The sequence below is a fragment of the Microbacterium sp. 10L49 genome (assembly GCF_056395125.1).
Window position 1 is genome coordinate 306,779 of sequence record NZ_JBFTIW010000004.1, and the last position, 23,861, is coordinate 330,639.

Annotated in this window: 21 protein-coding genes; 8 read left to right on the top strand and 13 right to left on the bottom strand. The window is 70.6% G+C overall.

What is annotated here, in order from left to right:
• Window positions 1–61: 61 nt before the first annotated feature.
• A complete protein-coding gene (locus tag AC1DCT_RS14515; RefSeq protein WP_441975683.1) occupies window positions 62–790 on the bottom strand; it encodes a glutamine amidotransferase-related protein in 729 nt (242 codons plus the stop codon).
• A gap of 118 nt (window positions 791–908) precedes the next feature.
• On the opposite strand from AC1DCT_RS14515, the gene AC1DCT_RS14520 reads away from it, so the two are divergent.
• Window positions 909–3,461 (top strand): ATP-dependent Clp protease ATP-binding subunit, encoded by a 2,553-nt coding sequence (locus AC1DCT_RS14520; RefSeq protein ID WP_477430023.1) that lies wholly within the window; start codon window positions 909–911, stop codon window positions 3,459–3,461.
• 151 nt (window positions 3,462–3,612) lie between these two features.
• On the opposite strand, the gene AC1DCT_RS14525 is transcribed toward AC1DCT_RS14520, so the two are convergent.
• Window positions 3,613–4,392, bottom strand: coding sequence for a LysR family substrate-binding domain-containing protein (locus AC1DCT_RS14525; RefSeq protein ID WP_477230379.1), 780 nt, complete (start codon window positions 4,390–4,392; stop codon window positions 3,613–3,615).
• A gap of 152 nt (window positions 4,393–4,544) precedes the next feature.
• Between AC1DCT_RS14525 and AC1DCT_RS14530 the strand changes: the two genes are divergently transcribed.
• The gene (locus tag AC1DCT_RS14530; protein ID WP_440734925.1) at window positions 4,545–4,952 is read left to right on the top strand and encodes a transferase; all 408 of its coding nucleotides are present in this window, start codon (window positions 4,545–4,547) and stop codon (window positions 4,950–4,952) included.
• Between the two features lie 198 nt (window positions 4,953–5,150).
• Here the strand turns inward: AC1DCT_RS14530 and AC1DCT_RS14535 are convergent, their stop codons facing one another.
• Genes AC1DCT_RS14535 through AC1DCT_RS14545 form a run of 3 tightly spaced genes read right to left on the bottom strand, consistent with a single transcriptional unit; the run spans window position 5,151 to window position 11,681 of the window.
• Complete coding sequence (locus AC1DCT_RS14535; protein ID WP_440734926.1) at window positions 5,151–5,924, bottom strand: DNA-formamidopyrimidine glycosylase family protein; 774 nt, start codon at window positions 5,922–5,924, stop codon at window positions 5,151–5,153.
• Entirely contained in the window at window positions 5,917–6,726 is an 810-nt protein-coding gene (locus AC1DCT_RS14540) for an EI24 domain-containing protein (protein WP_477430025.1), read from the bottom strand. The genes AC1DCT_RS14535 and AC1DCT_RS14540 overlap by 8 nt, the downstream gene beginning before the upstream one ends.
• A 47-nt stretch (window positions 6,727–6,773) precedes the next feature.
• On the bottom strand, window positions 6,774–11,681 hold the full coding sequence (locus AC1DCT_RS14545; protein WP_477430027.1) for an Lhr family ATP-dependent helicase: 4,908 nt from the start codon (window positions 11,679–11,681) through the stop codon (window positions 6,774–6,776).
• A gap of 118 nt (window positions 11,682–11,799) precedes the next feature.
• Here AC1DCT_RS14545 and AC1DCT_RS14550 point away from each other — a divergent pair, with 118 nt between their 5' ends.
• Window positions 11,800–12,228, top strand: a complete 429-nt coding sequence (locus tag AC1DCT_RS14550) for a DUF6157 family protein (protein WP_477430029.1) — start codon at window positions 11,800–11,802, stop codon at window positions 12,226–12,228.
• 19 nt (window positions 12,229–12,247) lie between these two features.
• On the opposite strand, the gene AC1DCT_RS14555 is transcribed toward AC1DCT_RS14550, so the two are convergent.
• The 3 genes from AC1DCT_RS14555 to AC1DCT_RS14565 all read right to left on the bottom strand — a co-directional run bounded on the left by AC1DCT_RS14555 (window position 12,248) and on the right by AC1DCT_RS14565 (window position 15,079).
• The gene (locus tag AC1DCT_RS14555; protein ID WP_477230373.1) at window positions 12,248–12,430 is read right to left on the bottom strand and encodes a PspC domain-containing protein; all 183 of its coding nucleotides are present in this window, start codon (window positions 12,428–12,430) and stop codon (window positions 12,248–12,250) included.
• Between the two features lie 150 nt (window positions 12,431–12,580).
• A complete protein-coding gene (locus tag AC1DCT_RS14560) occupies window positions 12,581–13,222 on the bottom strand; it encodes an NADPH-dependent F420 reductase (RefSeq protein ID WP_477230372.1) in 642 nt (213 codons plus the stop codon).
• Window positions 13,223–13,342: 120 nt separating this feature from the next.
• On the bottom strand, window positions 13,343–15,079 hold the full coding sequence (locus AC1DCT_RS14565) for an ABC-F family ATP-binding cassette domain-containing protein (protein WP_477430031.1): 1,737 nt from the start codon (window positions 15,077–15,079) through the stop codon (window positions 13,343–13,345).
• A 364-nt stretch (window positions 15,080–15,443) separates the two neighbouring features.
• Between AC1DCT_RS14565 and AC1DCT_RS14570 the strand changes: the two genes are divergently transcribed.
• On the top strand, window positions 15,444–15,710 hold the full coding sequence (locus AC1DCT_RS14570) for a hypothetical protein (RefSeq protein WP_477430033.1): 267 nt from the start codon (window positions 15,444–15,446) through the stop codon (window positions 15,708–15,710).
• On the opposite strand, the gene AC1DCT_RS14575 is transcribed toward AC1DCT_RS14570, so the two are convergent.
• A complete protein-coding gene (locus AC1DCT_RS14575; RefSeq protein ID WP_477430035.1) occupies window positions 15,674–16,351 on the bottom strand; it encodes an alpha/beta hydrolase in 678 nt (225 codons plus the stop codon). The two genes, AC1DCT_RS14570 and AC1DCT_RS14575, sit on opposite strands and share 37 nt — an antisense overlap.
• Before the next feature lie 105 nt (window positions 16,352–16,456).
• Between AC1DCT_RS14575 and AC1DCT_RS14580 the strand changes: the two genes are divergently transcribed.
• Entirely contained in the window at window positions 16,457–17,080 is a 624-nt protein-coding gene (locus tag AC1DCT_RS14580) for an NUDIX hydrolase family protein (RefSeq protein ID WP_440734935.1), read from the top strand.
• Between the two features lie 42 nt (window positions 17,081–17,122).
• Here AC1DCT_RS14580 and AC1DCT_RS14585 read toward each other — a convergent pair whose 3' ends face one another.
• On the bottom strand, window positions 17,123–18,190 hold the full coding sequence (locus AC1DCT_RS14585; protein ID WP_441975692.1) for a threonine aldolase family protein: 1,068 nt from the start codon (window positions 18,188–18,190) through the stop codon (window positions 17,123–17,125).
• A gap of 105 nt (window positions 18,191–18,295) precedes the next feature.
• Here AC1DCT_RS14585 and AC1DCT_RS14590 point away from each other — a divergent pair, with 105 nt between their 5' ends.
• Both AC1DCT_RS14590 and AC1DCT_RS14595 read left to right on the top strand, forming a co-directional pair.
• Window positions 18,296–19,732: an MFS transporter gene (locus AC1DCT_RS14590; protein ID WP_477430037.1), complete on the top strand. Its 1,437-nt coding sequence runs from the start codon at window positions 18,296–18,298 to the stop codon at window positions 19,730–19,732.
• Window positions 19,733–19,792: 60 nt separating this feature from the next.
• Window positions 19,793–20,503 (top strand): TMEM175 family protein, encoded by a 711-nt coding sequence (locus AC1DCT_RS14595; RefSeq protein WP_477430039.1) that lies wholly within the window; start codon window positions 19,793–19,795, stop codon window positions 20,501–20,503.
• Between the two features lie 63 nt (window positions 20,504–20,566).
• Here AC1DCT_RS14595 and AC1DCT_RS14600 read toward each other — a convergent pair whose 3' ends face one another.
• Both AC1DCT_RS14600 and AC1DCT_RS14605 read right to left on the bottom strand, forming a co-directional pair.
• Window positions 20,567–21,256: an SDR family NAD(P)-dependent oxidoreductase gene (locus AC1DCT_RS14600; RefSeq protein ID WP_477430041.1), complete on the bottom strand. Its 690-nt coding sequence runs from the start codon at window positions 21,254–21,256 to the stop codon at window positions 20,567–20,569.
• A 218-nt stretch (window positions 21,257–21,474) separates the two neighbouring features.
• Window positions 21,475–22,905: a DUF6421 family protein gene (locus AC1DCT_RS14605; RefSeq protein ID WP_477430042.1), complete on the bottom strand. Its 1,431-nt coding sequence runs from the start codon at window positions 22,903–22,905 to the stop codon at window positions 21,475–21,477.
• Window positions 22,906–22,977: 72 nt separating this feature from the next.
• Between AC1DCT_RS14605 and AC1DCT_RS14610 the strand changes: the two genes are divergently transcribed.
• Window positions 22,978–23,436, top strand: coding sequence for an Lrp/AsnC family transcriptional regulator (locus AC1DCT_RS14610; RefSeq protein ID WP_440734941.1), 459 nt, complete (start codon window positions 22,978–22,980; stop codon window positions 23,434–23,436).
• Between the two features lie 90 nt (window positions 23,437–23,526).
• On the opposite strand, the gene AC1DCT_RS14615 is transcribed toward AC1DCT_RS14610, so the two are convergent.
• A complete protein-coding gene (locus AC1DCT_RS14615) occupies window positions 23,527–23,829 on the bottom strand; it encodes a hypothetical protein (RefSeq protein WP_477430044.1) in 303 nt (100 codons plus the stop codon).
• Between the last annotated feature and the right edge of the window lie 32 nt (window positions 23,830–23,861).

Below are 23,861 nucleotides of genomic sequence, written 5' to 3' on the forward strand. Positions count from 1 at the left end.
TTGGTGCAGTCTCGTCGCCCAGTTGCAGTCTCGCGGTCAGAGGTCAGAAAGCGGCGGCGGGTCAGCGGGCCAGTGCGCGCTCGCCGAAGCGGTGCAGGATGCGCGCCGGCTCGGTGACGACGGATTCGAGCACGGCCTCCTGCACGGTGTGGAAGGCGTCCGGATCGAAGTAGCCGGTGGTGCGGTAGAAGACCATCCGATCGGCGAAGTCGCGCGGCGACGGCTCGGGATGGAACTGCGTGGCGTACAGGTCCGCACCCACGCGGTACGCCTGCACGGGGCAGGTGTCGTTGCCGGCGAGCAGCACCGCGCCCGATGGCACGGCGACAGCGCTCTCCTTGTGCGCGGTGAAGGCGTGGAACACAGGCCCGGCAGGACCGAACAGCGGATCCGCGACGGCGTCGGCCGTGGTGCGGATCTCGGCCGCGGTCGCCTCCTCGGGGTTGTCCATGCCGACTTCTCCGCCGAGGAGGCGCGTGATCACGCCGATTCCGAAGCAGGTGAAGAACGCGGTGGTGGCGCCGTCGATCGCGCGCTCCGCGATGCGCTCCAGGTCCGATTCGACCCGCCGCTGGGTCTCGGACTTGCGAACGTCGGTGACGTTGAACGGAGAGCCGCCGATCACGAAGCCGGCGTAGCGGTCGAAGACGTCCTCGGGCAGGGCGGTGGTGGTGAGGTCGATGCGGTCCAGTGCGTCAGCATCGACGCCGAGGGCGACACGGAACGACGCGCGCTCCGCCGTCGCCGCATCCAGCTCAGGGCGCACGCCGACATACAGGAGCGAGGCCATCCCTGGATTCTAGGCGAGCGGCGGAGGCCGTCGAGGTCCGGATGCAACGGACGGGAATATGAAGGAAGGAGTCGCGTTGAACTTGACAGCACAACGCTCAAGTTTGAGAGGAAGCGAAATGCCCAACGATTTCACCGACGCGGGTTCGGGCTCGTTCGACGAGTTCCTCGCCCGCTACCTGGCCGGTGAGCAGGCCCGGCAGACCCGGTCCATCGACCTCAGCCGGTTCCTGACCGTGCGCACCCAGCGCATCCTGCAGCGCGCCGGCCGCTTCGCGCTCGAGCGCGGCCAGACCGAGCTCGACGCCCTGCACGTCCTGCGCACCATCGTCGAGGACGACGCCGTCGACCAGGCGATCCGCAACATCGGGGTGACCCCGCAGGCCATCGTCGACGCCGTCGGCACCCGCCTGCCCGCCCCTGGCGACGCCTCTGACATCGACGCCGCGACCATCACCCCGAGCGCCAGCCGCGCGCTGTTCCACGCCTACCAGGTGGCGCGCTCATCGGGTGCGACCTACATCGAGCCGGAGCACGTCTTCTTCGCGCTCGTGCTCGGACAGGACGCCCCCGCGGGCCAGATCCTCGCGCGTGCCGGCGTCACCGCCGAAGCGCTCACCCAGAGCCTGCGCGAGCCCGTGACCGCGGGCGCCGCGCCAGAGGCAGAGAACACCCAGTCGGCGTCCGAGACCCCGATGCTCGACCGGTTCGGTCTCGACCTCACGGCCCGTGCCCGCTCCGGCGAGCTCGATCCGGTGATCGGCCGGGCCTCGGAGATCGAGCAGACGATCGAGATCCTCAGCCGGCGCACCAAGAACAACCCGGTGCTGATCGGCGAGGCGGGCGTCGGCAAGACCGCGATCGTCGAGGGCCTTGCGCGCGCGATCGTCGACGGCGCCGTGCCCGCGCAGCTCAAGGACCGTCGCGTCGTGGCGCTCGACCTGCCCGCGATGCTCGCCGGCACCCGCTACCGCGGCGACTTCGAGGAGCGTCTCACCCAGACCATGGACGAGATCGCCGCGCACAAGGGCGAGATCATCGTCTTCATCGACGAGGTGCACACCGTCGTCGGTGCGGGCGGATCCGGAGAAGGCGGCGGCATGGACGCCGGCAACATCCTGAAGCCGCGCCTCGCGCGGGGGGACCTGCACCTGGTCGGCGCGACCACGCTCGCCGAGTACCGCCGGATCGAGAAGGATCCGGCCCTCGAACGCCGGTTCCAGCCGGTCAAGGTGGCCGAGCCCTCGATCGAGGACGCCGTGCGCATCCTCGAAGGGCTCAAGCCCGCGTACGAGCAGCACCACGCCGTCGCCTACACGGACGACGCGATCCGCGCCGCCGTCGAGCTGAGCGCGCGGTACCTGCCCGACCGGGTGCTGCCGGACAAGGCGATCGACCTCATCGACCAGGCCGGCGCCCGTTTGCGCCTCCGCCTGGGCGTCGTGACCGATGTGGCGGCGCTGTTCGCCGAGCTGGCTGACCTCGAAGCGCGCAAGAACGCCGCGGTCGGCGCCGAGCACTACGAGGAGGCCTCGCGGATCCGCGACGAGATCGCCGCGGTCCAGGCGCGGATCGACGACGCCGGCAGCACCGCGCGCCTTGTCGACGCCGAGCCCGCTGTCGTCGGCGAGGCCGAGATCGCCGCGGTGATCGCGCGCGCCACAGGGATCCCGGTCAGCCGGGTCTCCGAGAGCGAGCGGGAGCGTCTGGCGGGCCTCGAGGCCGACCTGCACGCTCGCGTGATCGGGCAGGACGACGCGGTCGCCGCCGTGGCACGGGCCGTGCGCCGCAGCCGTACCGGCATGGGCGACGCGCGTCGGCCGGTCGGATCCTTCCTGTTCCTCGGCCCCACCGGTGTCGGCAAGACCGAGTTGGCCAAGGCGCTCGCCGACCGTCTGTTCGACGACGAGACCGCCGTGATCCGCTTCGATATGAGCGAGTTCGGCGAGCGGCACACGGTGTCGCGGCTCGTCGGCGCCCCTCCGGGATACGTCGGCTACGACGAGGCGGGGCAGCTCACCGAGCGCGTGCGGCGCAACCCCTACGCGATCGTGCTGTTCGACGAGATCGAGAAGGCGCACCCCGACGTGTTCAACCTGCTGCTGCAGGTGCTCGACGACGGTCGCCTGACCGACGGTCAGGGGCGCACGGTCGACTTCCGCAACACGGTGATCGTGATGACCTCGAACATCGGATCCGAGTTCCTCGCGTCGCGCTCCGGTGCGCTCGGGTTCGTGGCCTCGCAGGACGGATCCGCGAACGGATTCGCCTCGCAGGAGGATCTGCGCGCCCGGGTGATGGGCAAGCTCCGCGAGGCCATGCGGCCGGAGTTCCTGAACCGCATCGACGAGATCGTGCTGTTCCAGAAGCTCAGCCGGGAGGAGCTGGGTCGCATCGTGCGGCTCCTGCTGCAGGCGACGTCTCGCCGCCTTGCCGGCCGCGACGTGACGCTGGACGTCACCGACGCGGCCGTGGCCTGGCTCGGCGAGCACGGCTACGAGCCCGAGTACGGTGCGCGGCCGCTGCGCCGCCTGATCCAGCGCGAGGTGGACGACCGCATCGCGGACCTGTTCGTCTCGGGCGAGCTGGGTGACGGCGGCCGTGTGGTCGTGGACGCGACGGGCGACGTGCTGCAGGTCACCGCGACCGCGGAGCTGGCGCAGGCGGCCTGACCGCAACGGTCGTTGAGCGAGGACGGCGAAGCCGACCGAGACGAAACGCGGTGCTCTTTCGAGGGCGCCGCGTTTCGTTTCGCGGAGACCCGCACTGAGCGAGCGCAGCGAGTCGAAGTGTCGCTCGACGGCCCTAGGACTGGCCGCCGAGTCAGCGGGACGAGTTGGCGCGGCGGCCGCGCACAACCCCCACGAACGCCTCGATGTCGGGCGTGGTGGCGTCGGCCGGCCAGGCCAGCAGCACCTGGGAGACGGGAGCGTCCCGCAGGATCCGGTATTCGACGTCCTTGCGGTGATGCAGGCGCGCGAGCGACATCGGCGCGACCAGGATCCCGGCGCCCGAGGCGACGGTCTCGACGGCGTCCGCCACGGTGTCCAGCGGGGGGATCCGCGACGGGACGGTCGGCAGGTCGAGGTCGCCCAGCACGTCTTCACGTGTGGCGAGCAGCGTCTCGCCCTCCAGGTCTGCGGGGGAGAGCTCCTCGGCGGCGAGGAGATGCGACTCGGCCGAGGCGATGACCACGGGGAGCTCCTCGTAGAGGGGGATCGCGTGCATGCCGTCCTTGTCGAACGGGGCGCGCACGAGCGCGAGGTCGACGACGCCGTCGGTCAGCGCTGAGCGCTGCGCGTCGAACGCGACCGGCACGAGCTCGAGGGTCACGAGCGGCATCCGCTCGTTCCACGTGTCGATCCAGCGTCCCGGGGTGGCACCGGGGACGGCGCCGAGGCGCAGCGTGCGTGGCTCCTCCGCGATCGGGGCCGGAGCGTCGAAGACGACCTTCTCCGCCTTCTTGCCGCGAGACGCGGACTTGCCGGATCCTTTGCCCGCGCTCTTGCCCTTACCGGCCGGACCTGCGGCCGTACTGCGGGCGCCGCCCTTGGCGGAGCGCACCGCGGGCTTGCGTCCGCCGGATGCGCCTCGCTTGCTCATGCGTTCAGCGTACCGGCGGGTGCGCGACGATCTCGGCGGGATCGCGACCACAGCCCCGCAGCGACACGCGCGAAGTGCGTGCGCGGGAATAGATCCGCCTCGTTCGCGGTTGCAGATGTATCCGGGGAAAGTCCCGGGCACGGGAGGTTTTCGTGGGTAAGAACTACGTCGACATCGAGGACGGCCGCGGCGGCACCTTGCGCTATCGCAAGCACGCCAACGGCCGTGGTCTGATCGCGCACGGTGCCAAGGTGCACCCGCAGGCGGTCGTGGAGGCCGGCGCCTATGTCGAACCGGGTGCGAAGGTCGGTGCCGGAGCGCATGTCGCGCGCGGCGCCTGGATCGAGCCCGAGGCGATCGTGGGCGTGAACGCCCGGATCGAGGCCCATGCCCACATCGGGCAGGGGTCGGTGATCGGCGACGGCGCCACCATCGGGGTGCGCACCGAGGTCGGGGCCGGCGCGCACATCGCGCGCGGCGCGAAGATCGGCGACGACGAGACGGTCGCCGCCGGCATGACGCTGGACACCGACCGCAAGGGCCTGTGGCTCGCGGCCTGAACACCGCGGCCTGGCCGTGGTGAGAACCGACGGCACCGTCGCAGGCACAAGACGCGCATCTCCCAGAGGGGTGCGCGTCTTCGCGTTCCGGCCGCCGCCGGCCTGCTCAGTGGTGCAGATTGCGGTTCTGCTGTGGCGATGACCGCAACCTGCGACAAGTGAGCGGATGGGATCCGGCAGGCGCAGCCGGCGTCCTGCTCAGCGCTGGCAGCGGGGGCACCAGAAGGTGCGGCGCTCCTCGGTGGGATCCGCGCCGAGCTCGCCGCTCTCGATGAGCGCGCCGCAGCGTCGGCAGGTGCGGTGCGCCCGCCCGTACACCCAGGTCGTGCGCCCGCGCTGGGCGACGCCGGTGAAGGTGCGGTCGAGCCGGTCCCTGTTGGCGCGGATCGTGCGCGCCCCCAGCTCCAGCAGCGGGGTGACGTCGACCTCGTTCGCGGGCGTCGTGGGGCGCACCCCGCGCAGGAACAGCAGCTCGGCGGCGTACTCGTTGCCGAACCCGGCCACGTTGCGCTGGTCGAGGAGGGCGACGTGGATCGGCCGCCGGTCCGCGCCGAGGCGTCGTGCGGCCTCGTCCAGGTCCCAGTCGGCAGAGAGCGGATCCGGTCCGAGGTGCGCCACGAGCGTGTCCTCCTGCGCGGTGGGGACGAGCGCCAGCATCGAGACGTCGAAGCCGACCGCCTCCGCCTCCGCCGTGCTCACGATCGCGCGGGCGGTGTAGCCGGGCGCTCGCCAGCGCTCGCCGGGGCGGTACAGATGCCAAGCGCCATCCATGCGCAGGTGCGAACGGAGTGTGGAGTCGCCGATCCGCATGAGGATGTGCTTGCCGCGCGGCACCACGGCGTGCACGACGGATCCGGTGAGGTCGGCGGTCGCCAGCTCGGGCACGCGCAGGTCGAAGCGGGTGACGACGCCGCCCCGCAGCGCGGCGTCGAGGCGCTGCGCCACCCGGTAGACGGTGTCGCCCTCAGGCATGCGCGGATGTCCCTCCGCTGGCACCCGCGGGCCGGACCTCGTCGGCGGGCGCGGAGATCTCCGCACCGCTCGCGGCGCGGTCGGTCAGGGTCCTGGCGAGCATGGTGGATCCCGCGACAGCGGCCGGCATGGTGATGACCGCTCCGAGCGGCACCCGGTAGCAGAGCTGCGTGGCGACGCCGAAGCCGAGAACGCGCCCCCTTCCGGAGGCGAGGAGCCGCTGCCGTTCGTCGTGGCTGAGGCCACGGGCGTCGAACGCGCGCCCGGTCAGCTCCCGTGCGAGCAGCCGCCCCGACAGCAGAACGCCGACGACGGTTGCGATCGCTCCGCCCACGAGCGGGATGAAGCCCAGGACGAGGGTGAGCAGGGCGACGAGAATCCCCAGCACGATCAGCCGCAGGCCTTCGCCGACCGTGGTCCAGAACCCGGTTTCGCCCACAGGCGCCGCGCCGCCCAGCGACTGTTCCACCCCTCGCCAGATGCGCTGGTAGAACGGGTCGCCGATCGTCAGCGTCAGAGCAGTGAAGACGAGGCCCGACAGCACCGCGGCGGCGACGAACAGCACGATGCCGATCGCGATGCGCAGCGCCTCGCGCCATCCTGCGATCCATCCATCGGCGAACGGCGTCATCCAGGCGGTGATGGAGCCCAGCGAGAAGCCGAACGGGATGAGCACGGCGACCAGGACCGCGAAGCTGATCAGGGCAGGGACGAGCCCGAGCGCGAGCAGCCGCGGGTGCGTGCGCCACAGACCGAATCCCCGTATCAGGGTGCCGAATCCAGCGGCGAACTCACGGATCATGCCACCAGAGTAGGCGTCCCGCCGACCCGCAGCGGATCCGGGTCGGCTCACAACGTCTTCCGCAGGGTGTAGCCACGTGGAGTCGCGACGAATCCTGCCTCCTGCAGCAGCCGTCCGAGCAGAGTTCCCGCGGCGGTGCCGTACATGCCCTCGCCGTTCACCTTCTCGATGGTCAGCGTCTCGAGCCGGCGTGCCTTCGCGGTCGCAGCGAGGTCGGCCGCCGCGGCGCGCAGCTCGTCCTCGTCGTCGGTGAAGGCGAGCACGGTCTTTCCGCCGCGTTCGAGATAGAGGGCGAGTGCTCCGTCGACGAGGACCACGAGAGCGCCCGCCTTGCGGCCGGGCCGGTGCGAGACGTCGTCCCTGCGGGGCCAGCCGAGAGCGGCGCCGTAGGGGTTGGCCGGATCGGTCGCGGCGAGGGTACGCGCCGTGCGCGGCGGCGGATCGGCGAGCCCGGCGAAGGTGCGGAGCCGGTCGATCGTGGCGGAGGCGGCGAACTGGGCGGCGCCGAGCTTCTCGATCACGTAGCCGCGCCGGCAGTGCCCTGCCTCCTCGAACCCCGCCAGCACGCGGTACGCCTGCGCGAACCCGCCCGGCAGCCCCTCCGATTGCACGGATCCACGTGTGACCACGCCGTAGCGGTCCAGCAGCAGGCCCGCCGAGACCGTGGCGCGCCGGGCCGGATCCGTCTCCGCCTCCGGAAGCAGCGACCAGCGCCCTCCGACGTTCAGAGGTCGCGGCGTGGAGGCGGGGCGGGCGAGCGACATGCCACGGAACGTGCGCGTGCGCGGGGCGCGGCGCGCCACCTTGTGCGCCTGGTTGCCACCGCTCAGCAGAGACCGGATCGGAGCGAAGGTGTCGTTCGTGACGTGGCCCGACCAGGCGAGGTTCCACAGCGCCTCCACCACGGAGGCCTCGTTCTCAGCCCCGGTGGCCTCGCGCAACTGGGCGGCGAAGTATGCGCCGCCCGAGGCCAGGGCGGCCAGCAGCTGGGCGTCGAGGGATCCGGGCTCAGGGGCCTCCTCGGCGAACGGCACCGTGAACGGCGCGAGGTCGACGGGGTGCAGCGAGACCCAGCCGTCCCGGCCGGGCAGGGCTCCGTGCCCGGCCCAGACGACCTCGCCCGAACTGGTCAGCTCGTCGAGCATCGCCGGCGTGTAGTCGCGCACGCGCTGGGAGAGCACGAGCGACTCCCAGGCGCTGGCCGGGATCGGCACGCCCGCGAGCTGCTCGATCACGGTCGCGACGCCGTCGATGCCTTCGAGGGGCCGCGACAGGTGCTGCCATTCCGGGAGGAACCGGGCGAACGCTGCGGGCGGCACCGGCTCGACACTGCCGCGGATCGCCGCGAGCGAGCGCATCCGCAGCCGGCGCAGCACCTCGGTGTCGCACCACTCCGTCTCATCGGGCCCGGCGGACGTCGCGGATGCCCGCGGTCCGGTCTCTCGAGCACTCGACGGGTCCGGCAGGAAGTACCCGCTCGTGACCCGTCCGTCGGCCTCGAGCCGCTGCAGGGTCTGCCGCACGATCGCGGTGCCGAGTCCGAATCGGGTGGCGACGACGGATCCGAGGAACGGTCCGTGCGTGCGGGCATGCCGGGCCACGAGGTCGCCGAGCGGGTCCGTGACGGGCTCCAGGAACGCCACAGGGATCCCCACGGGCAGGGGAACGCCGAGGGCGTCGCGCAGACGTCCAGCATCCTCGATCGCGGCGACCCGTCGCGCGCCGCCGATCGTGACCTCGATGGCGCGGCGGGCGTCGACGAGGGCGGCGAGATGAGCGGCGGCCTGATCGGTCGTTGAGCGAGCGAAGCGAGACGAAACGCGGTGATCCGACAGAGGCAGCGTTTCGTCTCGGTCGGCTTCGCCGTCCTCGCTCAACGACCCGGAGGGATCCGACGCTTCCGTGGGTTCGAGCCGCTCCGCGACCTCGGTCGCGTCCAGCGGCCCGAGGAGTCGCAGCAGATCCGCGACGCCCTCGACGCCTCGCGCCCGCCGGGTCGGATCCAGCCGCTGCGCCTCGCGCTCGAACTGGGCGATGACCTCGGGGTCCAGCAGCTCGCGCAGCTCGACCGTGCCGAGCAGTTCGCCGAGCAGGGCCGGATCCACCGACAGCGCAGCGGCCCGGCGCTCGGCGAGCGGGGAGTCGCCCTCGTACATGAACGCGCCGACGTAGCCGAACAGCAGGTCGCGGGCGAAGGGCGAGGGCTGCGCGGTCTGCACCTCGACGAGCCGGATGCGCCGCTCGGCGATGCCGGTCGCGAGACGTCGCAGCGAGGGCAGATCGTAGACGTCCTGCAGCACCTCGCGCAGCGTCTCCAGGATGATCGGGAACGTCGGATGCTTGCGGGCGACCTCGAGCAGCTGCGCCGAGCGCTGCCGCTGCTGCCACAGCGGCGTGCGCCGGTTGGGGTTCATCCGCGGCATCAGCAGCGCGCGCGCCGCGCACTCCCGGAAGCGCGAGGCGAAGAGTGCGGATCCGCCCACCTCGTCGGTCACGATCCGCTCGAGCTCCTCGGGCTCGAACACGAACAGCTCGGCGCCGGGCGGCTCCGCGTCGGCGTCGGGCACGCGCACGATGATGCCGTCGTCGCTCGCGACCGCCGAGCCCTCCACGCCGAGGCGCTCCCGGATGCGCGCGTTCACGGCGAGGGCCCACGGTGCGTGGACCATCTGCCCGTAGGGGGAGTGCAGGATCACGCGCCAGTCGCCGATCTCGTCGCGGCTGCGCTCGACCGTCAGGGTGCGGTCGGTGGGCAGCGTGCCCGTCGACTCCTTCTGCTCGTTCAGATGCGCGAGGAGGTTCGCCTGCGCCAGCTCGTCCAGCCCCGCGGCCGCGAGACGCTCCCGGGCCTTCGCGGGTGTTGCGCCGTGCACCTCGCGGTTGAAGACGCCGAGCGCCTCACCGAGTTCGAACGGTCGGCCGAGGCCGTCGCCGTGCCAGAACGGCACCTTGCCGGGCTGCCCGTACGCGGGGATCACGTTCACCCGGTCGTGCGTGATCTCGGCGATCCGCCAGCTCGTGGTGCCAAGGGTGAACACGTCGCCGACGCGCGACTCGTAGACCATCTCCTCGTCGAGCTCGCCGACGCGGGCGCCCGTGGTCTCGCCGGCCACGAAGACGCCGAACAGGCCGCGATCGGGGATCGTTCCGCCGCTCGTGACCGCGATCCGCTGCGCGCCGGGGCGTCCGGTGAGCGTGCCGGCCTCGCGGTCCCAGACGAGGCGCGGGCGCAGCTCGGCGAACTCGTCGGAGGGGAAGCGCCCGGCGAGCAGGTCGAGGGTCGCCTCGTACGCCGAGCGGGGGAGGGCGGCGAAGGGCGCGCTGCGGCGCACCGTGTCGAACCACTGCTCGACGTCGAGCGGTTCCAGCGCGCAGGCGGCGACGGTCTGCTGCGCCAGGATGTCCAGCGGGTTCCGGGGCACGCTGATCGACTCGATCTGCCCGGCGAGCATGCGCTCGGTGACGATCGCGGTGTGCAGCACATCGCCGCGGTGCTTGGGGAACAGCGACGCGCGGCTGATCTCGCCGACCTGGTGCCCGGCGCGGCCCACGCGCTGCAGTCCGGAGGCTGCCGAGGGCGGCGCCTCCACCTGGATCACGAGGTCCACCGCGCCCATGTCGATGCCGAGCTCGAGACTGCTCGTCGCAACGACGCAGCGCAGCACGCCCGACTTCAGCTCCTCCTCGACGATCGCCCGCTGCTCCTTGGAGACCGAGCCGTGGTGCGCCTTCGCGAGCACCGGATCCGCACCGGCGGTGGATCCTGCCTGCGCCATCATCGCGGCCGGCGGTCCCTGAGCCGGGGCCCCGCGCCCCGGAGGCTCCGGGCGACGCGAAGCGGCGTTTGGAGTGGGGCGGGGGGAGCGAAGGGCCGCCGCCGGCAGATCGAGTCCGATGCGCTCGCTGTAGATCTCGTTCAGCCGCCCCGTGAGTCGTTCGGCGAGGCGCCGTGAGTTGGCGAACACGATCGTCGAGCGGTTCTGCAGGATCCGGTCGACGATCGCCTCCTCGACGTGCGGCCAGACGGATCCGGTCATCTCGGTGTTCTCGCCGAACGCGTCCGCGCCGCCGACCGCCGGGTCGATCCGATCCGCCCCGAACGGCCGCGGCGTCTCCTCCGTGCCCGGAGGCGGCGGCGGGTTGAGCATGTCCTCGATCGGCACGACGACCTGCAGGTCGAACGTCTTCGACGCGGGCGGTGCCACGATCTGGACCGGCTGCGCGCCGCCGAGGAAGCGCGCCACCTCGTCGATCGGGCGCACCGTCGCAGACAGGCCGATCCGCTGCACGGGCGTCTCCGCTCCCGCCGCCCGTCGCAGCTGGTCGAGCCGCTCCAGGCTGACCGCGAGATGGGCGCCGCGCTTGGTCGCCGCGACGGCGTGCACCTCGTCGATGATGACCGTGTGCACGTCGCGCAGGGTGTCGCCGGCGCGGCTCGTGAGCATGAGGTACAGCGACTCGGGAGTGGTGATCAGGATGTCCGGCGGATCCACGACGAGCCGGCGCCGGTCGGACGAGGTGGTGTCGCCCGAGCGCACGCCCACCGTCACCGCGGGCGCGGGGATCGCGAGCCGTCGGGCCGACTGACCGATGCCGATGAGGGGCGAGCGCAAGTTGCGCTCCACGTCGACGCCGAGGGCCTTGAGCGGCGAGATGTAGAGGATCCGGGTGCGTCCTGGTCGCTCGGCGTCGTTCTTCTTGCGACCTTTCGCGCTGGCGGGCGCCGGCGCCGCAGGCGCGGATCCTGCCTCCGCGGCGCGCTCGCGGAACACCCGGTCGATCGCCCAGAGGAACGCCGACAGCGTCTTTCCCGACCCGGTCGGGGCGACGACGAGCGCGTGCTTGCCGCCGGAGATCGCCTCCCATGCGCCCGTCTGCGCCGCTGTGGGTGCGCTGAACGCCCCGCGGAACCAGTCCTGGGTCGCCGGGGTGAAGCGGTCGAGCACATCGCTCATCCGTCCATCTTCGCGGCTGCCGCGGACATTAGGGGGCGGATCCGCCCTCGGCGCAACGACGAGGGATCTGACGCGGATCTCCAAGCCCGGCGCCGCCGGCGGATGCGAGCATGGATGCATGGCCGAGCACACGACGAACTACATCAGCACGTTCATCGAGGTGGCCGAGGACTGTCCCGTGGAGCACGCACAGGAGCCGCCGGCGGGCCCTTCGACGAGCTCAGCGACCGTCCCCACGATCGCCGCGCTGCACTACCGGATGATCGCGGAGCACCCTTTCGAGCGCACCTCCGATGACGTCATCTTCTCCACGTGGGCGCTGCGTCGGGGCATCGATCCGGATGACAGCGGGGCGCGGGAGGAGTTCTTCGCGAAGGGGCAGGCCTGCCTGCGCGCCTCGCCGTTGGGCAAGCGCTACGGCTGGGGCGTGCTCAGCGACGCGGAGGGACGGGTCGCTCTGGTGCCGCGGGAGTCGGAGGAGTACGCCCTGCTCGCGGCGGACCCGGCGCTCGGGCACACCCGGGCGATGCGGTCGAGGCGCGCCTGAATCGCAGGAGCCGGGGAGGTCACTTCTCCTTCGGGATGAGGATCCACAGCACGATGTAGACCCACAGCGGAAGGCCCGCGAACACCATCAGCAGGATCGCGAGCAGACGCACGAGGAGGACGGGCCAGCCGAACCGGTGCGCGAGAGCGGCGCAGACGCCGGCGATGATGCGGCCCTTGCGAGGGCGGACCAGGGTGCTCATGCCCTCATCCTGCCCCCGTGCCCTGGACGCCCGCTGGATGCACGTCTGGTTTCGAAGCGCGCAAATGGCCGCATTTCGAGGTGAAATCGAGCCATTTGCGCGCTTCGAAACGAGGTCACCGATCAGGAGCCACGCCGAGCCGCCGGCGCGTCAGGGCAGGCGGTTCGCGATGGCGAGGTTGGCGCGCAGCTCCTCGGCGTTCTGCCGCGTGACGTAGGCGGGACGGTCGCGTTCGAGGCGCCACGACTCGCTCAGCGGGCCGGCGCTCACGGTGTCGAACCCGAGCCGGTCGTAGAGGTCGGTCACGAACGCGATCGCGTCATCGTCGTCACTCGCCGTGCCGAGAGCGCGCCGATCTGGTGAGCCGGCCGGAGCTCCGGTCGTCAGGATCTCGGCGGCCCGGATCTGGTTGAACGCCTTCACGACCTTCGAGTCGGGAAGGTGGTCCTGCAGGAGCTGCGACGTGGTGGTCTCGCCGCGGTCGAGGGCCTCGATGTGCCCGTCCCGCTCGAAGTAGTAGTTGTTCGTGTCGAGCACGATCTTCCCGGCGAGCGGCGCCACGGGAATATCGTTCACCGCCTTCAACGGGACGGTGACCACCGCGATGTCTGCGGCCTCGGCGGCTCCGGTCGCGGTGGATGCCGTGACGCGCGGCCCGAGTCGCGTCACGAGCGCGTCGAGGGTCTCCGGACCGCGCGAGTTCGCGATCACGATGTCGTAGCCGAGACCCGCCAAAGCCTCTGCGACGGCGCTGCCGATGTGTCCTGCTCCGATGATTCCGATTGTCGTCATGACGAGCGCAACAGCGGGATCAGGCGGCCGCATTCCCGATGTGTCGGAGATGCGTTCACGGGGCGCACCCGACCGGCCCCGAGGGATCCGGCCGGGTGCGCCTCGCGTCGGGCCGCGCCGTCAGGCTCCGAGCGCGACTTCCGTGAGCGAACCTTCGGCGTCGAGCTCGAGCGTCAGATCCAGGTCCAGGCGCCGCAGGAACGCGTCGTCGTGGCTCACGATCAGCACCGCCCCACGGAACGCGCGCAGCGCCTGCACGACCTGGCCGACGGTGTCGAGGTCCAGGTTGTTCGTCGGCTCGTCCAGCACCACGAGGTGCGGTGCGGGGTCGGCCAGCAGCAGCGTCGCCAGGGCGACTCGGAAGCGCTCCCCGCCGGACAGTGCGCCGACCTGACGGTCCATGGCCGCGCCGCGGATCAGGAACCGGGCCAGCCGGTTGCGCAGCTCCTTCTCGGGGATCTCCGGGGCGCGCTCGGCGACGTTCTCCACGACGGTCGCGGTCTCGTCGAGCCCGTCCATCCGCTGCGGCAGGTATCCGATGCGGTCCGTGTGCGCGACGCAATTCAGGCTGGATTCCGTGGATCCGCGGAAATCCGCGGTTTCATCCGCTGAATCGGCAATCGAACCTGAATTCGGGACGGGCACCGGATCCGCGACTGGGACGGTGGTCCAGCCTGAGCTCGGCGCGCCGTCGTCCGGAGCCTTGCGGGCGCCGTCGACGAGCCGCCGCAGCAGCGTGGTCTTGCCGACCCCGTTTCGTCCGATCAGAGCCACCCGCTCCGGGCCCTGGATCGTCCAGGACCGCTCGGCGTCGCCGATCGTCGCGATGCGGCGGCTCCGGGAGACGCCCGGATCCGGCAGCTCGATCTTCATCGTGGCATCGTCGCGGATCCGCCGTCCGGCCTCGTCGAGCGCGGCGCGGGCCGAGCCCTCCTTCTCGGCGACCTCGGTGCGGAGCTTGCCGGCCGAGACCTGTGCCGCCATCTTCCGGCCGTTCATGACGATCTTCGGTTCGCGCTTCTCCTCGAAGGCCTTCTTCGCCATCTGGGATCGGGTCGCGAGCTTCAGCTCGGCCTCGATGCGCTGCCGCTTCTCTTTCTTGAAGGCCTGCTTGGCGTCCCTCTCGGCCTGCCGGGCGGAGTCCTGCTCGGCGTCCAGCCAGGCTCGCCACTGCGAGTACGGACCGCCGAACACGCTGAGTTCGCGGCCGTACAGCTCCGCGGTATCGTCCATGAACTCGAGCAGCCCGACATCGTGGCTGACCACGATGAGCGTGCCGCGCCAGGAGCGCACCATCTCGCCGAGCCGCGCCCGCGCGTCGCGATCGAGGTTGTTGGTCGGCTCGTCGAGCAGGGTGATCGGGGCTCGCCGTGCGCGGATCCCGGCGATCGCGACGAGCACCGCCTCGCCGCCGGAGAGCTCGCCGACGGTTCGGTCGAGGAAGGACGGATCCAGGCCCGCTTCGGCCAGGGCCGCGGCGGCGCGGGCCTCCACGTCCCAGTCGTCGCCGACCTCGTCGAACCGGTCGGGGTCGACGTCGCCGGCCGCGATGGCGCGCACGGCGTCGAGCGCACGGGCGACGCCCAGCAGCTCGGCGACGCGTGCGTGCGTGTCGAGCGTGAGGCGCTGCGGCAGGTACGCCACGTCGCCGTTCGCGCTGATGTGGCCGGACGTCGGCGTGAGCTCTCCCGCGATGAGGCGGAGCAGCGTCGACTTTCCGGATCCGTTGCGTCCGACGAGTCCTGTGCGGCCCGCACCGAAGGCGCCGGAGACGGCGTCGAGCGCCGTGGATCCGTCGGGCCAGGTGAAGGTGACGCGGTCGAGCACGACCGCGGAGGAGGTGGTGAGCAATGACATGGGCGGCTCCCTGAAGATGTTCGGGTGCGCTGATGCCGGACCGGTTCGTGAGCCCGTCGAGGGGCGGGACCGTCGCAGAAGGACGGATCCGGAGGACCGGAGATGCCTGTGCCGAGAAGTGCGAGGGCAGGAAGGAGTGTCGGATCAGCGCGTGGATGGAACGCGGAGGCGACGACTCAGATCAAGGGACTTCCTTACACGGCGGACAGGACCCGGACGACGATACCGGGCCCCCGGGATTCGTGCAACCCGGGCGTGTCGCGAGCATCTAACCGCGTCGATCGAGCCCCGACAGTGGCGGATCCGGATCAGGATCCGTCCTACGGCGGATGCCGGCCCGCCGCAGGAGATCTAGCCTGGAGGCATGGAAGAACAGCGTCCGGCGTCCGGTGAGACGCTCCGCCGTGTGGGGCTCGGTGCCGGGCTCGCGATCGGCATGGGCGTCGGGGTGGCCCTCGGCGTCGCGCTGCACAACATGGGCACCGGGATCGCACTCGGACTCGTGATCGGCGCCGCCGTCATGGTGCTGTTCACCTGGGCGGGCATGCGCATGCAGCGCGAGGAGCAGCGGCGTCGAGCCGGTGAGCAGCCGGATCAGCCCTCCGGCGACTCCGGCGCCTCCGGAGTCTGAAGGCTCTCCAGCCAGCCGTCGAGGAACCGGCGCACGTCGGCCAGCTCCTCCTCGGACACGCTGTGCGTGAGACCCGGATACACGCGCCCGGTCAGCTCCGCATGATCCGGCAGCCACTGCGCGGTGTGCACGATGAGGGCGGGCGGGATGACGTCATCCCGCGAGCCGCGCCCCCAGAACATCGGGGTGCGCCGCTCGCGCAGCTCGGCGTCGCCCGGCAGATCCCCGGGGGCCGCGTAGCCGCTGAGGTTCACCACCGCGGCGATCCGCTCCGGATCCTGGCGGGCCGCCTGTAGCGCCACCGATGCGCCCTGCGAGAACCCGAGCAGCGCGATCGACGACGCATCGGCGGCCTCGGCGTCGATCCAGCGCAGCACGGCATCCGCAGCGGCGGTCACGGAGGCCGGGTCGCGTCGCTCCAGTTCGTCGATCGAGTACCAGGACCGTCCGGACATCGGCCACGGTGCGGGCAGCGGTGCGGGCAGCGACGCCACGGTCGCACCCTCGGGCAGGAACGGCACGAGCGAGAACAGGTCGCGCTCATCGGATCCGTACCCGTGCAGCAGCAGGAGCAGTGGCAGCTCCTCGCCCTGTCGCGCCCAGTGCACGGCGCTGCGATCGATCTCCACGGATTCGGCCATGGTTCCATCCTGCCGCAGGCAGCGACAGGGCGGATGCGGCACCCGCCTCGGACGAGAAACCGCGGCAGTCCGACACTCACGGGGAGACGCTGGTAGAAAGAGACCATGGCGGTACGCACACCCGATCCCGATCCGGCCGACGACGACGGTCTCCCCGACGCGCTGTCCGGGCTGTCCGGCGGGCTCGACGGCCTCGGAGCGTCGGGCGGGGCGAATCCCGGCTGGCTGACCGACTTCGAACTCGCCCAGGCGCGTCGCCGCCTGCCGATGCTCTACGTCGAGGCGGTGCCGGTGCGCACCGACGGAGCAGGCGTGGTCACCGACATCGGGATCCTGCTGCGCGCGACACCGCTCGGCGAGATGACCCGCACGATCGTGTCCGGTCGTGTGCGCTACGGCGAGACCGTGCGCGATGCGCTGTTCCGGCACCTGGAGAACGATCTCGGTCCGATGGCGTTCCCGATGCTGCCGCCGTCGCCCGCCCCGTTCACCGTCGCCGAGTACTTCCCGCTCCCCGGTGTGAGCGCGTATCACGACGACCGCCAGCATGCGGTGTCGCTCGCGTTCGTGGTACCCGTGACCGGCACCTGCGAGCCGCGTCAGGACGCGCTCGAGGTGACCTGGTTCAGCCCCGAGGAGGCGGCCAGCGATGCGCTCGCCGCCGAGATGGAGGGCGGTCGCGGCACGCTCATCCGCCAGGCGCTCGCGCACCTCGGCCTGCTGCGCTGAGCGTGCTGCGCTGAGCCGACCGAGGCGCGCGGATCCGGATCCCTACCGGCTGGTCTCCTGCGCGACGAGCGCGACGAGCGCGTCGATGTCGGACTCGGCGGTGTCGAAGCCGCACATCCAGCGCACCTCGTTGCGAGCGGCATCCCAGTCGTAGAACCGGAACGTGTCGCGCAGGCGGTCGGCGACGCCGTCGGGCAGCGTCGCGAAGACGCCGTTCGACTGCGTCTGCTGCGTGAAGCCCACGCCCTGGATGGATCCGTCGGCGATGCCCGCTTCGAGCGAGGAGCGCAGCCGCTGGGCCATCGCGTTGGAGCGGCGGGCGTTGCGCAGCCACAGGTCGCCTTCGAGGAGCGCGATGAGCTGCGCCGACACGAAGCGCATCTTCGAGGCCAGCTGCATGTTGAACTTGCGGGAGTAGACCAGGCCGTCGGCGGCCCCCGGGGTGAGGACGACGATCGCCTCGCCGAGCATCGCGCCGTTCTTGGTGCCGCCGAAGCTCAGCACGTCGACGCCGGCGTCGCGCGTGAAGGCGCGCAGCGGCAGGTCGAGGGCGGCGGCGGCGTTCGAGAGGCGGGCGCCATCGAGGTGCAGCTTCATGCCGCGTTCGTGCGCGTGGTCGGCGAGCGCCCGGATCTCGTCCGCGGTGTAGAGCGTGCCGACCTCGGTGGACTGCGTGATCGAGACGACCAGCGGCTGGGCGCGGTGCTCATCGCCCCAGCCCCAGGCCTCCCGGTCGACGAGCTCGGGCGTGAGCTTGCCGTCCTCGGTGGGCACGGAGAGGATCTTGAAGCCGCCGATGCGCTCCGGCGCCCCGCCCTCGTCGACGTTGATGTGCGCGGTCGACGCCGAGATCACGGCGCCCCAGCGGGGCAGCATCGCCTGCAGGCCGGTCACGTTGGCGCCCGTGCCGTTGAAGACGGGGAAGGCCTCCACGCCCTCGCCGAAGTGCTGCCGGAAGACCTCCTGCAGCCGCTCGGTGTACTGATCCTCGCCGTAGGCGATCTGGTGGCCGTCGTTGGCCTCCACGATCGCCGCGAGCACCTCGGGGTGGATGCCGGAATAGTTGTCGGACGCGAAGCCGCGCAGGGCTGTATCGTGCAGAACGCTCACCGCCCCAGTCTATTCTGCGGCGGTCCGCTCAAGAGGCCGCGGGGCGCTGCCACCGAAGCGCTGCCTGGGTTCCGGATGTCCCCACCCCGCCCTACGCTCGAGCACATGAAGGGCACCGTCGCCTCACGGGCATTCGTCAGCGTGCTCGTCAACACGCTGATCGCCAACGTGACGACCAGCTTCCTCTGGTTCGCCCTCACGTTCTGGGTCTACATCGAGACGCGCTCGGTGCTCGCCACGGGCGTCATCGGCGGCGCGTACATGCTCTTCATCGCGTTCTTCGCCATGGTGTTCGGCACGATCGTCGACCGGCACCGCAAGCACACGGTGATGGTGCTGTCGAGTGTGGTCTCCGCCGCGGCCTTCCTCGTCGCGGGAGCCATCTACCTGGCGCGCCCCGAGGCCTCGCTGCTGGACCTCGGCGGACCCTGGTTCTGGCTGTTCTCCGCGGTGATCCTGTTCGGCGGAGTGATCGAGCAGCTGCGCAACATCGCCCTCTCCACCACGGTCACGCTGCTCGTACCGACGGAGAAGCACGCCAACGCGAACGGGCTGGTCGGCACCGTGCAGGGCATCGCCTTCCTCGTCACGAGTGTGTTCTCGGGCCTGTCGATCGGCTTCCTCGGCATGGGATGGACCCTCGCGATCGCGATCGCCGCGATGGTGCCCACCCTGCTCCACCTGCTGTTCGTCCGGATCCCCGAGGATCGGCCGCAGCAGGATCCTGACGCATCCGGCGCGCTCGACTTCCGCGGCAGCGCGAAGGCGATCCGTCAGGCTCCCGGACTGTTCGCGCTGATCGTGTTCTCCACGTTCAACAACCTCATCGGGGGCGTCTATATGGCGCTCATGGATCCCTACGGTCTGACCCTGTTCGATGCGCAGACGTGGGGCTTCGCGCTCGCGTTCTCGTCGACGGGCTTCCTGATCGGCGGTGCCGTCGTGGCGAAGTACGGGCTCGGCACGAAACCGATGCGCACCATGCTGCTGGTCGTGATGGCGATGGGGCTGCTCGGAGCGATCTTCATGCTGCGGGAGTGGTGGCCGCTGTACTTCGTCGGCATGTGGATCTACATGGCCCTGGTGCCGCCGGTCGAGGCCGCCGAGCAGACCGTGATCCAGAAGGTGGTGCCGTTCGCGCGCCAGGGGCGCGTGTTCGGGGTCGCGGCCGCGATGGAGGCGGCGGCCGCTCCCATCACGGCGTTCCTGATCGCCCCACTGGCGGAGTTCGTGATCATCCCCTATATGAAGGGCGACGCCGGGCAGCGGCAGTGGGGATGGCTGCTCGGAGAGGGCGAGGCTCGCGGCATCGCCCTGATCTGCCTGTGGGCGGGACTCATCATGGTGCTGGCCGGCGGGCTCGCCTTCTTCACGCGCTCGTACCGCAGGCTCACCGAGCTGTACGCACAGGCTCCTGAGCAGGCGCCTTCCACGGAGCGTCCTCTGGACGGCCCCGCGACCGATAGCGGTCCTGCGGTTGCGCGCGATGACGGAGCCGGGACCGGAACACCCGTGACCGAGGACGCCGATGAGCGAGGGTGACGACATGGCGGGCGGGCGCGGCGCCTTGACCGGATCCGGCGAGTACGGGAGCATGCGGGAGTGAGCCAGCCTGCCGTGGATGCCGAGACGCCGACGCCAGAGGATGAGATCAGGCCGATCCTGTCCGCGGAGCGACTCAAGGCCTTCATCGATGCCGTGGTGGCGATCGCGATGACGCTGTTGATCCTGCCGCTGCTGGAGAGCGTTTCCGAGCTCGCGCGCGAAGGCAAGAGCTCGCTCGAGTTCGTGCAGGAGGAGAACAGCCAGCTTTTCAGCTTCGGTCTGAGCTTCCTCATCATCGCCGTCTTCTGGATGACCCATCATCGTGTTTTCGACCGCGTGGAGAGGGTCACCTCTCCGCTCGTCTGGCTTCAGGTCGGGTGGATGCTCACGATCGTCTGGTTGCCGGTATCGACGGCGCTGCTCGGAGCGATGGATCCCGACACGACGCAGAAGCTGCTCTACATCGGGGCGCTCATGGCGTCATCGCTGCTCATGCTGGCGACCCGGCTGTATCTGCGCAACCATCCGGAGCTCCATCGGATCGACCCGGAGTCGCTGCGTCGCGGCATCATCGCCGAGATCGTGACGAGCGCGATGTTCGCGATCGCTCTGCTCATCGCAGTGCTGGTCCCCGCGATCGGCTATGGGGCGATGTTCCTGCTGATGCTCTCGGGGCCCGTTCAGGCGCTCTTCGCCCGCCGGGGCGGCGCGCGGAGGAGCAGTGCTCGGAAGGACCCCATCGCGAAGGAAAGAGCCGCACGCGACTAGCGGGATCCGGGGTCTGGATCCTGGCGGTCTGGATCTGGCGGCCGGATCCGGTGACGGATCCGGTCAGGCCACGTCGATGACGCGGTCGTTCAGCTCCGCCGCATCCTCGGCCCACAGCGCGACGATCCGCGCGGCGACCGCATCGATGACGTCGTCGAGGCCGCGCACGCGCAGCACCACGGCGGCGGCGCGCAGCGGCTGCTCCGCGTCTCGGGCGGACTTGGCGAAGCCCTGCGCGACGGCGCGGGTCCAGGCCTCGCTCGCTGCCTTCACCGCGGCGTAATTCGCGCCGCCGGCGAGCGGCCGGCCGACAGCAGTGGAGGAGACGATTGCGAACCGGCCCGCCTCGGAGGCGCGCAGGTCGGCGTCGAACGCGCGGCTCGTCACGCGCACCGCGGTGAAGGCCTGTTCGAGGAAGCGGTAGTCCTCCTCGGTCTGCCCGGCGAGGCCGCCGCCGCCACGCCAGCCCCCGACCAGCGGCACCAGCCCGTCGACGTGTTCCCCGCCATCCGCGAGCCGGGTGGCGAGCATGGCCACCTCGGCCTCGTTCGTGAGCGAGCACCGCTCGGTACGGATCGACCCCGCACCGGTCGCCGCGCTGGGATGCGCAGCCGCCGCGAGTGCGTCGAGCTTGCCCTGGTCGCGTCCCACGGCGATCACGCGCGCCCCGGCAGCCAACAGGGCTCGGGCGATGGCCAGGCCCGAGGGGCTGGTGGCCCCGGCAAGAAGAACGGTGCGTCCCGTGACGGTCATGTCGTTGCTCCTCTGAGAAGTCGAAGACGAAGTGGATAAGAAGTCGAAGGCGAAGCGGATCCGGAATCTCTGCGGATCCGCGCGCCATTGTTGCAGTGCGTGCCCCGTCTCGGGGTGCCTCCCGACGAATCGGGGCACATCTCGCCACAGTTCTGCGGTGAGACGCGCCCCGAATGACGGTCAGACGTCGATGCTGGCTGGCTACTGATCGGTGCCGGTTACTGATCGGTGCCGCGGATGCCCACGGTCGACTCGATGACCGGCTTCATCTTCTTGTCGAGCGTCTCGAAGAACATCGACAGCGGGAACTCGTCGTCCAGCACCGCGTCGGTGTAGCCCTTGGGCGCGCCGGCGAGGATCTCGTCGGAGAGGCCGCGGGCCCACTGCGAGGCGGGGTGCGGCGTCAGGGTGCCGCGGACCAGCTCGTAGGCGGCGAGCCAGTGGGCGGTCTTCGGGCGGTCGATCGAGTGCCAGTACAGGTCGTCGATCGCGTCGCCGAGCGCGACCACGGCGTCCGGCACGTTCTCCCAGTCGAAGGCGAGCGCGGTGTCGGTCCAGTGCAGCACGCCGCGCTGGTGCAGCCAGGCGAACAGCAGCTGTCCGCCGACGGCGTCGTAGTTGCGCGTGCGGGTGCCGGTGATCGCGAAGCGGAAGATGCGGTCGAAGATCACCGCGTACTGCACGAGGTGCGCGTAGTCGTGCATCTCCTGCTCGCTGTCGGTGAGCTGCTCGCCCGCCGCGACGCGCGCGTCGAACGCCCGCTCGATCTTGACCGACTCGCGGAACGCGGTCATGTCGCAACGCATCTCCTCGAGCGAGTAGAGGAAGAACGGCATGCGCTGCTTGATCATGAACGGGTCGAACGGCAGGTCGCCGCGCATGTGCGTGCGGTCGTGGATGATGTCCCACATCACGAACGTCTTCTCGGCGAGCTCCTGGTCCTCGAGCATGGCGGCGGCGCGCTCGGGCAGCTCGAGGTTGGTGATCTCGCTCGCCGCACGCACGACGCGGCGGTAACGGGCGGCCTCGCGGTCCTGGAAGATCGCGCCCCACGTGAACGACGGGATCTCGCGCATCGCGACGGTCTCGGGGAAGAGTACCGCGGAGTTCGTGTCGTAGCCGGGGGTGAAGTCGACCAGGCGCAGCGAGACGAACAGCTTGTTGCCGTAGTCGCCGGCCTCGAGGTCGGCGATGAACTCGGGCCAGATGGTCTCGACGATGAGCGCCTCGACGAGGCGGTCGCTCGAGCCGTTCTGGGTGTACATCGGGAACACGACGAGGTGACGGATACCGTCGACGCGGTGCTGCTGCGGCTGGAACGCCATGAGCGAGTCGAGGAAGTCCGGCACGCCGAAGCCCTCATCGGCCCAGCGCTCGAAGTCCTTCACCGAGGCCTTGAGGTACTCGGCGTCGTGCGGGAAGGCGGGAGCCAGGGCGCGGATCCCGGCGACGATCGCGGCGACGTGTGCGCGCGCGGCGTCGTGGTCCTCGGCGTTCGGGACGGAGCCGTCCTTGATCTGCAGAGGGCGGATCGCGATCGCCGCGTCCTTGAGGAGCTTCCACGCGGCGGACTGCTCAGCGGTGGACGCGTCCTCGACGACCTCGGGTTCGCCGATGAGAGCGTTGCTGTGGGTGGAAATGAGGGACATCGGGACCTCCGATCGGGGATAGCGCAGGAAATATTCCTGCGGAACTTCTCTGACTCCGATATTATTCCATGCATGGACGATCCTGTCGACCTCGCTATCCTGGCCGCCATCTCTCAGGACGGGCGCGCCACGCTGGCGCAGCTCTCAGAGACCGTGGGGCTGTCGGTCTCGGCTGTGCAGGCGCGGCTGCGCCGGCTCGAGTCGCGCGGCGTCATCTCGGGTTACCGCCCCGTCATCGACGCCGAGGCGGTGGGAAAGCCGCTGGCGGCGTTCATCGAGATCACCCCGCTCGACCCGGCCCAGCCCGACAATGCGCCGGAGCTGCTTGAGCACCTCGACGCGATCGAGGCGTGCCACTCGATCGCAGGCGACGCGAGCTACATGCTGTTCGCGCGGGTCGCTTCGCCGAGGCACCTCGAGCAGCTGGTGCGTGACATCCGCCTCGCTGCGAACGTCAGCACGAGGACGACCGTCGTACTGCAGACGTTCTATGAGCACCGTCCGGTCGTGCCCGCGCTGACCGAGCGCTGACCTCGGGCATTGCCCCAGTTCAGGTCGCTACGAGAGGGGCCGAATCGTTCCGGTTGTGCGCCCGACGTTCCGTGCGGACTCGCCCCCGGGTCAGTCGGCGGCTTCCGTGAACGAGACCGACTTACCGGCGGTGCGTGCGTAGTCGATCTCTCTGCGAGTGGACTCGCCGATGTACCCGCCGGGGTTGACGACCAGAACGCGATCGGCCAGATCGATCTTCCGGAGATGCAGCGCATCCAGCAGCGCCTTCTGCTCGATCGTGATCACCTCGCCTGCCTCTCCCGGTGCGAGGACGATGGCGCCCGCGAACGTCAGCTCGCGGTTCGCCGCACGCATCTCCTCGACGAATCGGAGGGAACCGCAGATGCAGACGATCTCAGGCCTGTCAGGCATGGGGCCAGTCTCCCATCTGAGCCTCCTTACCT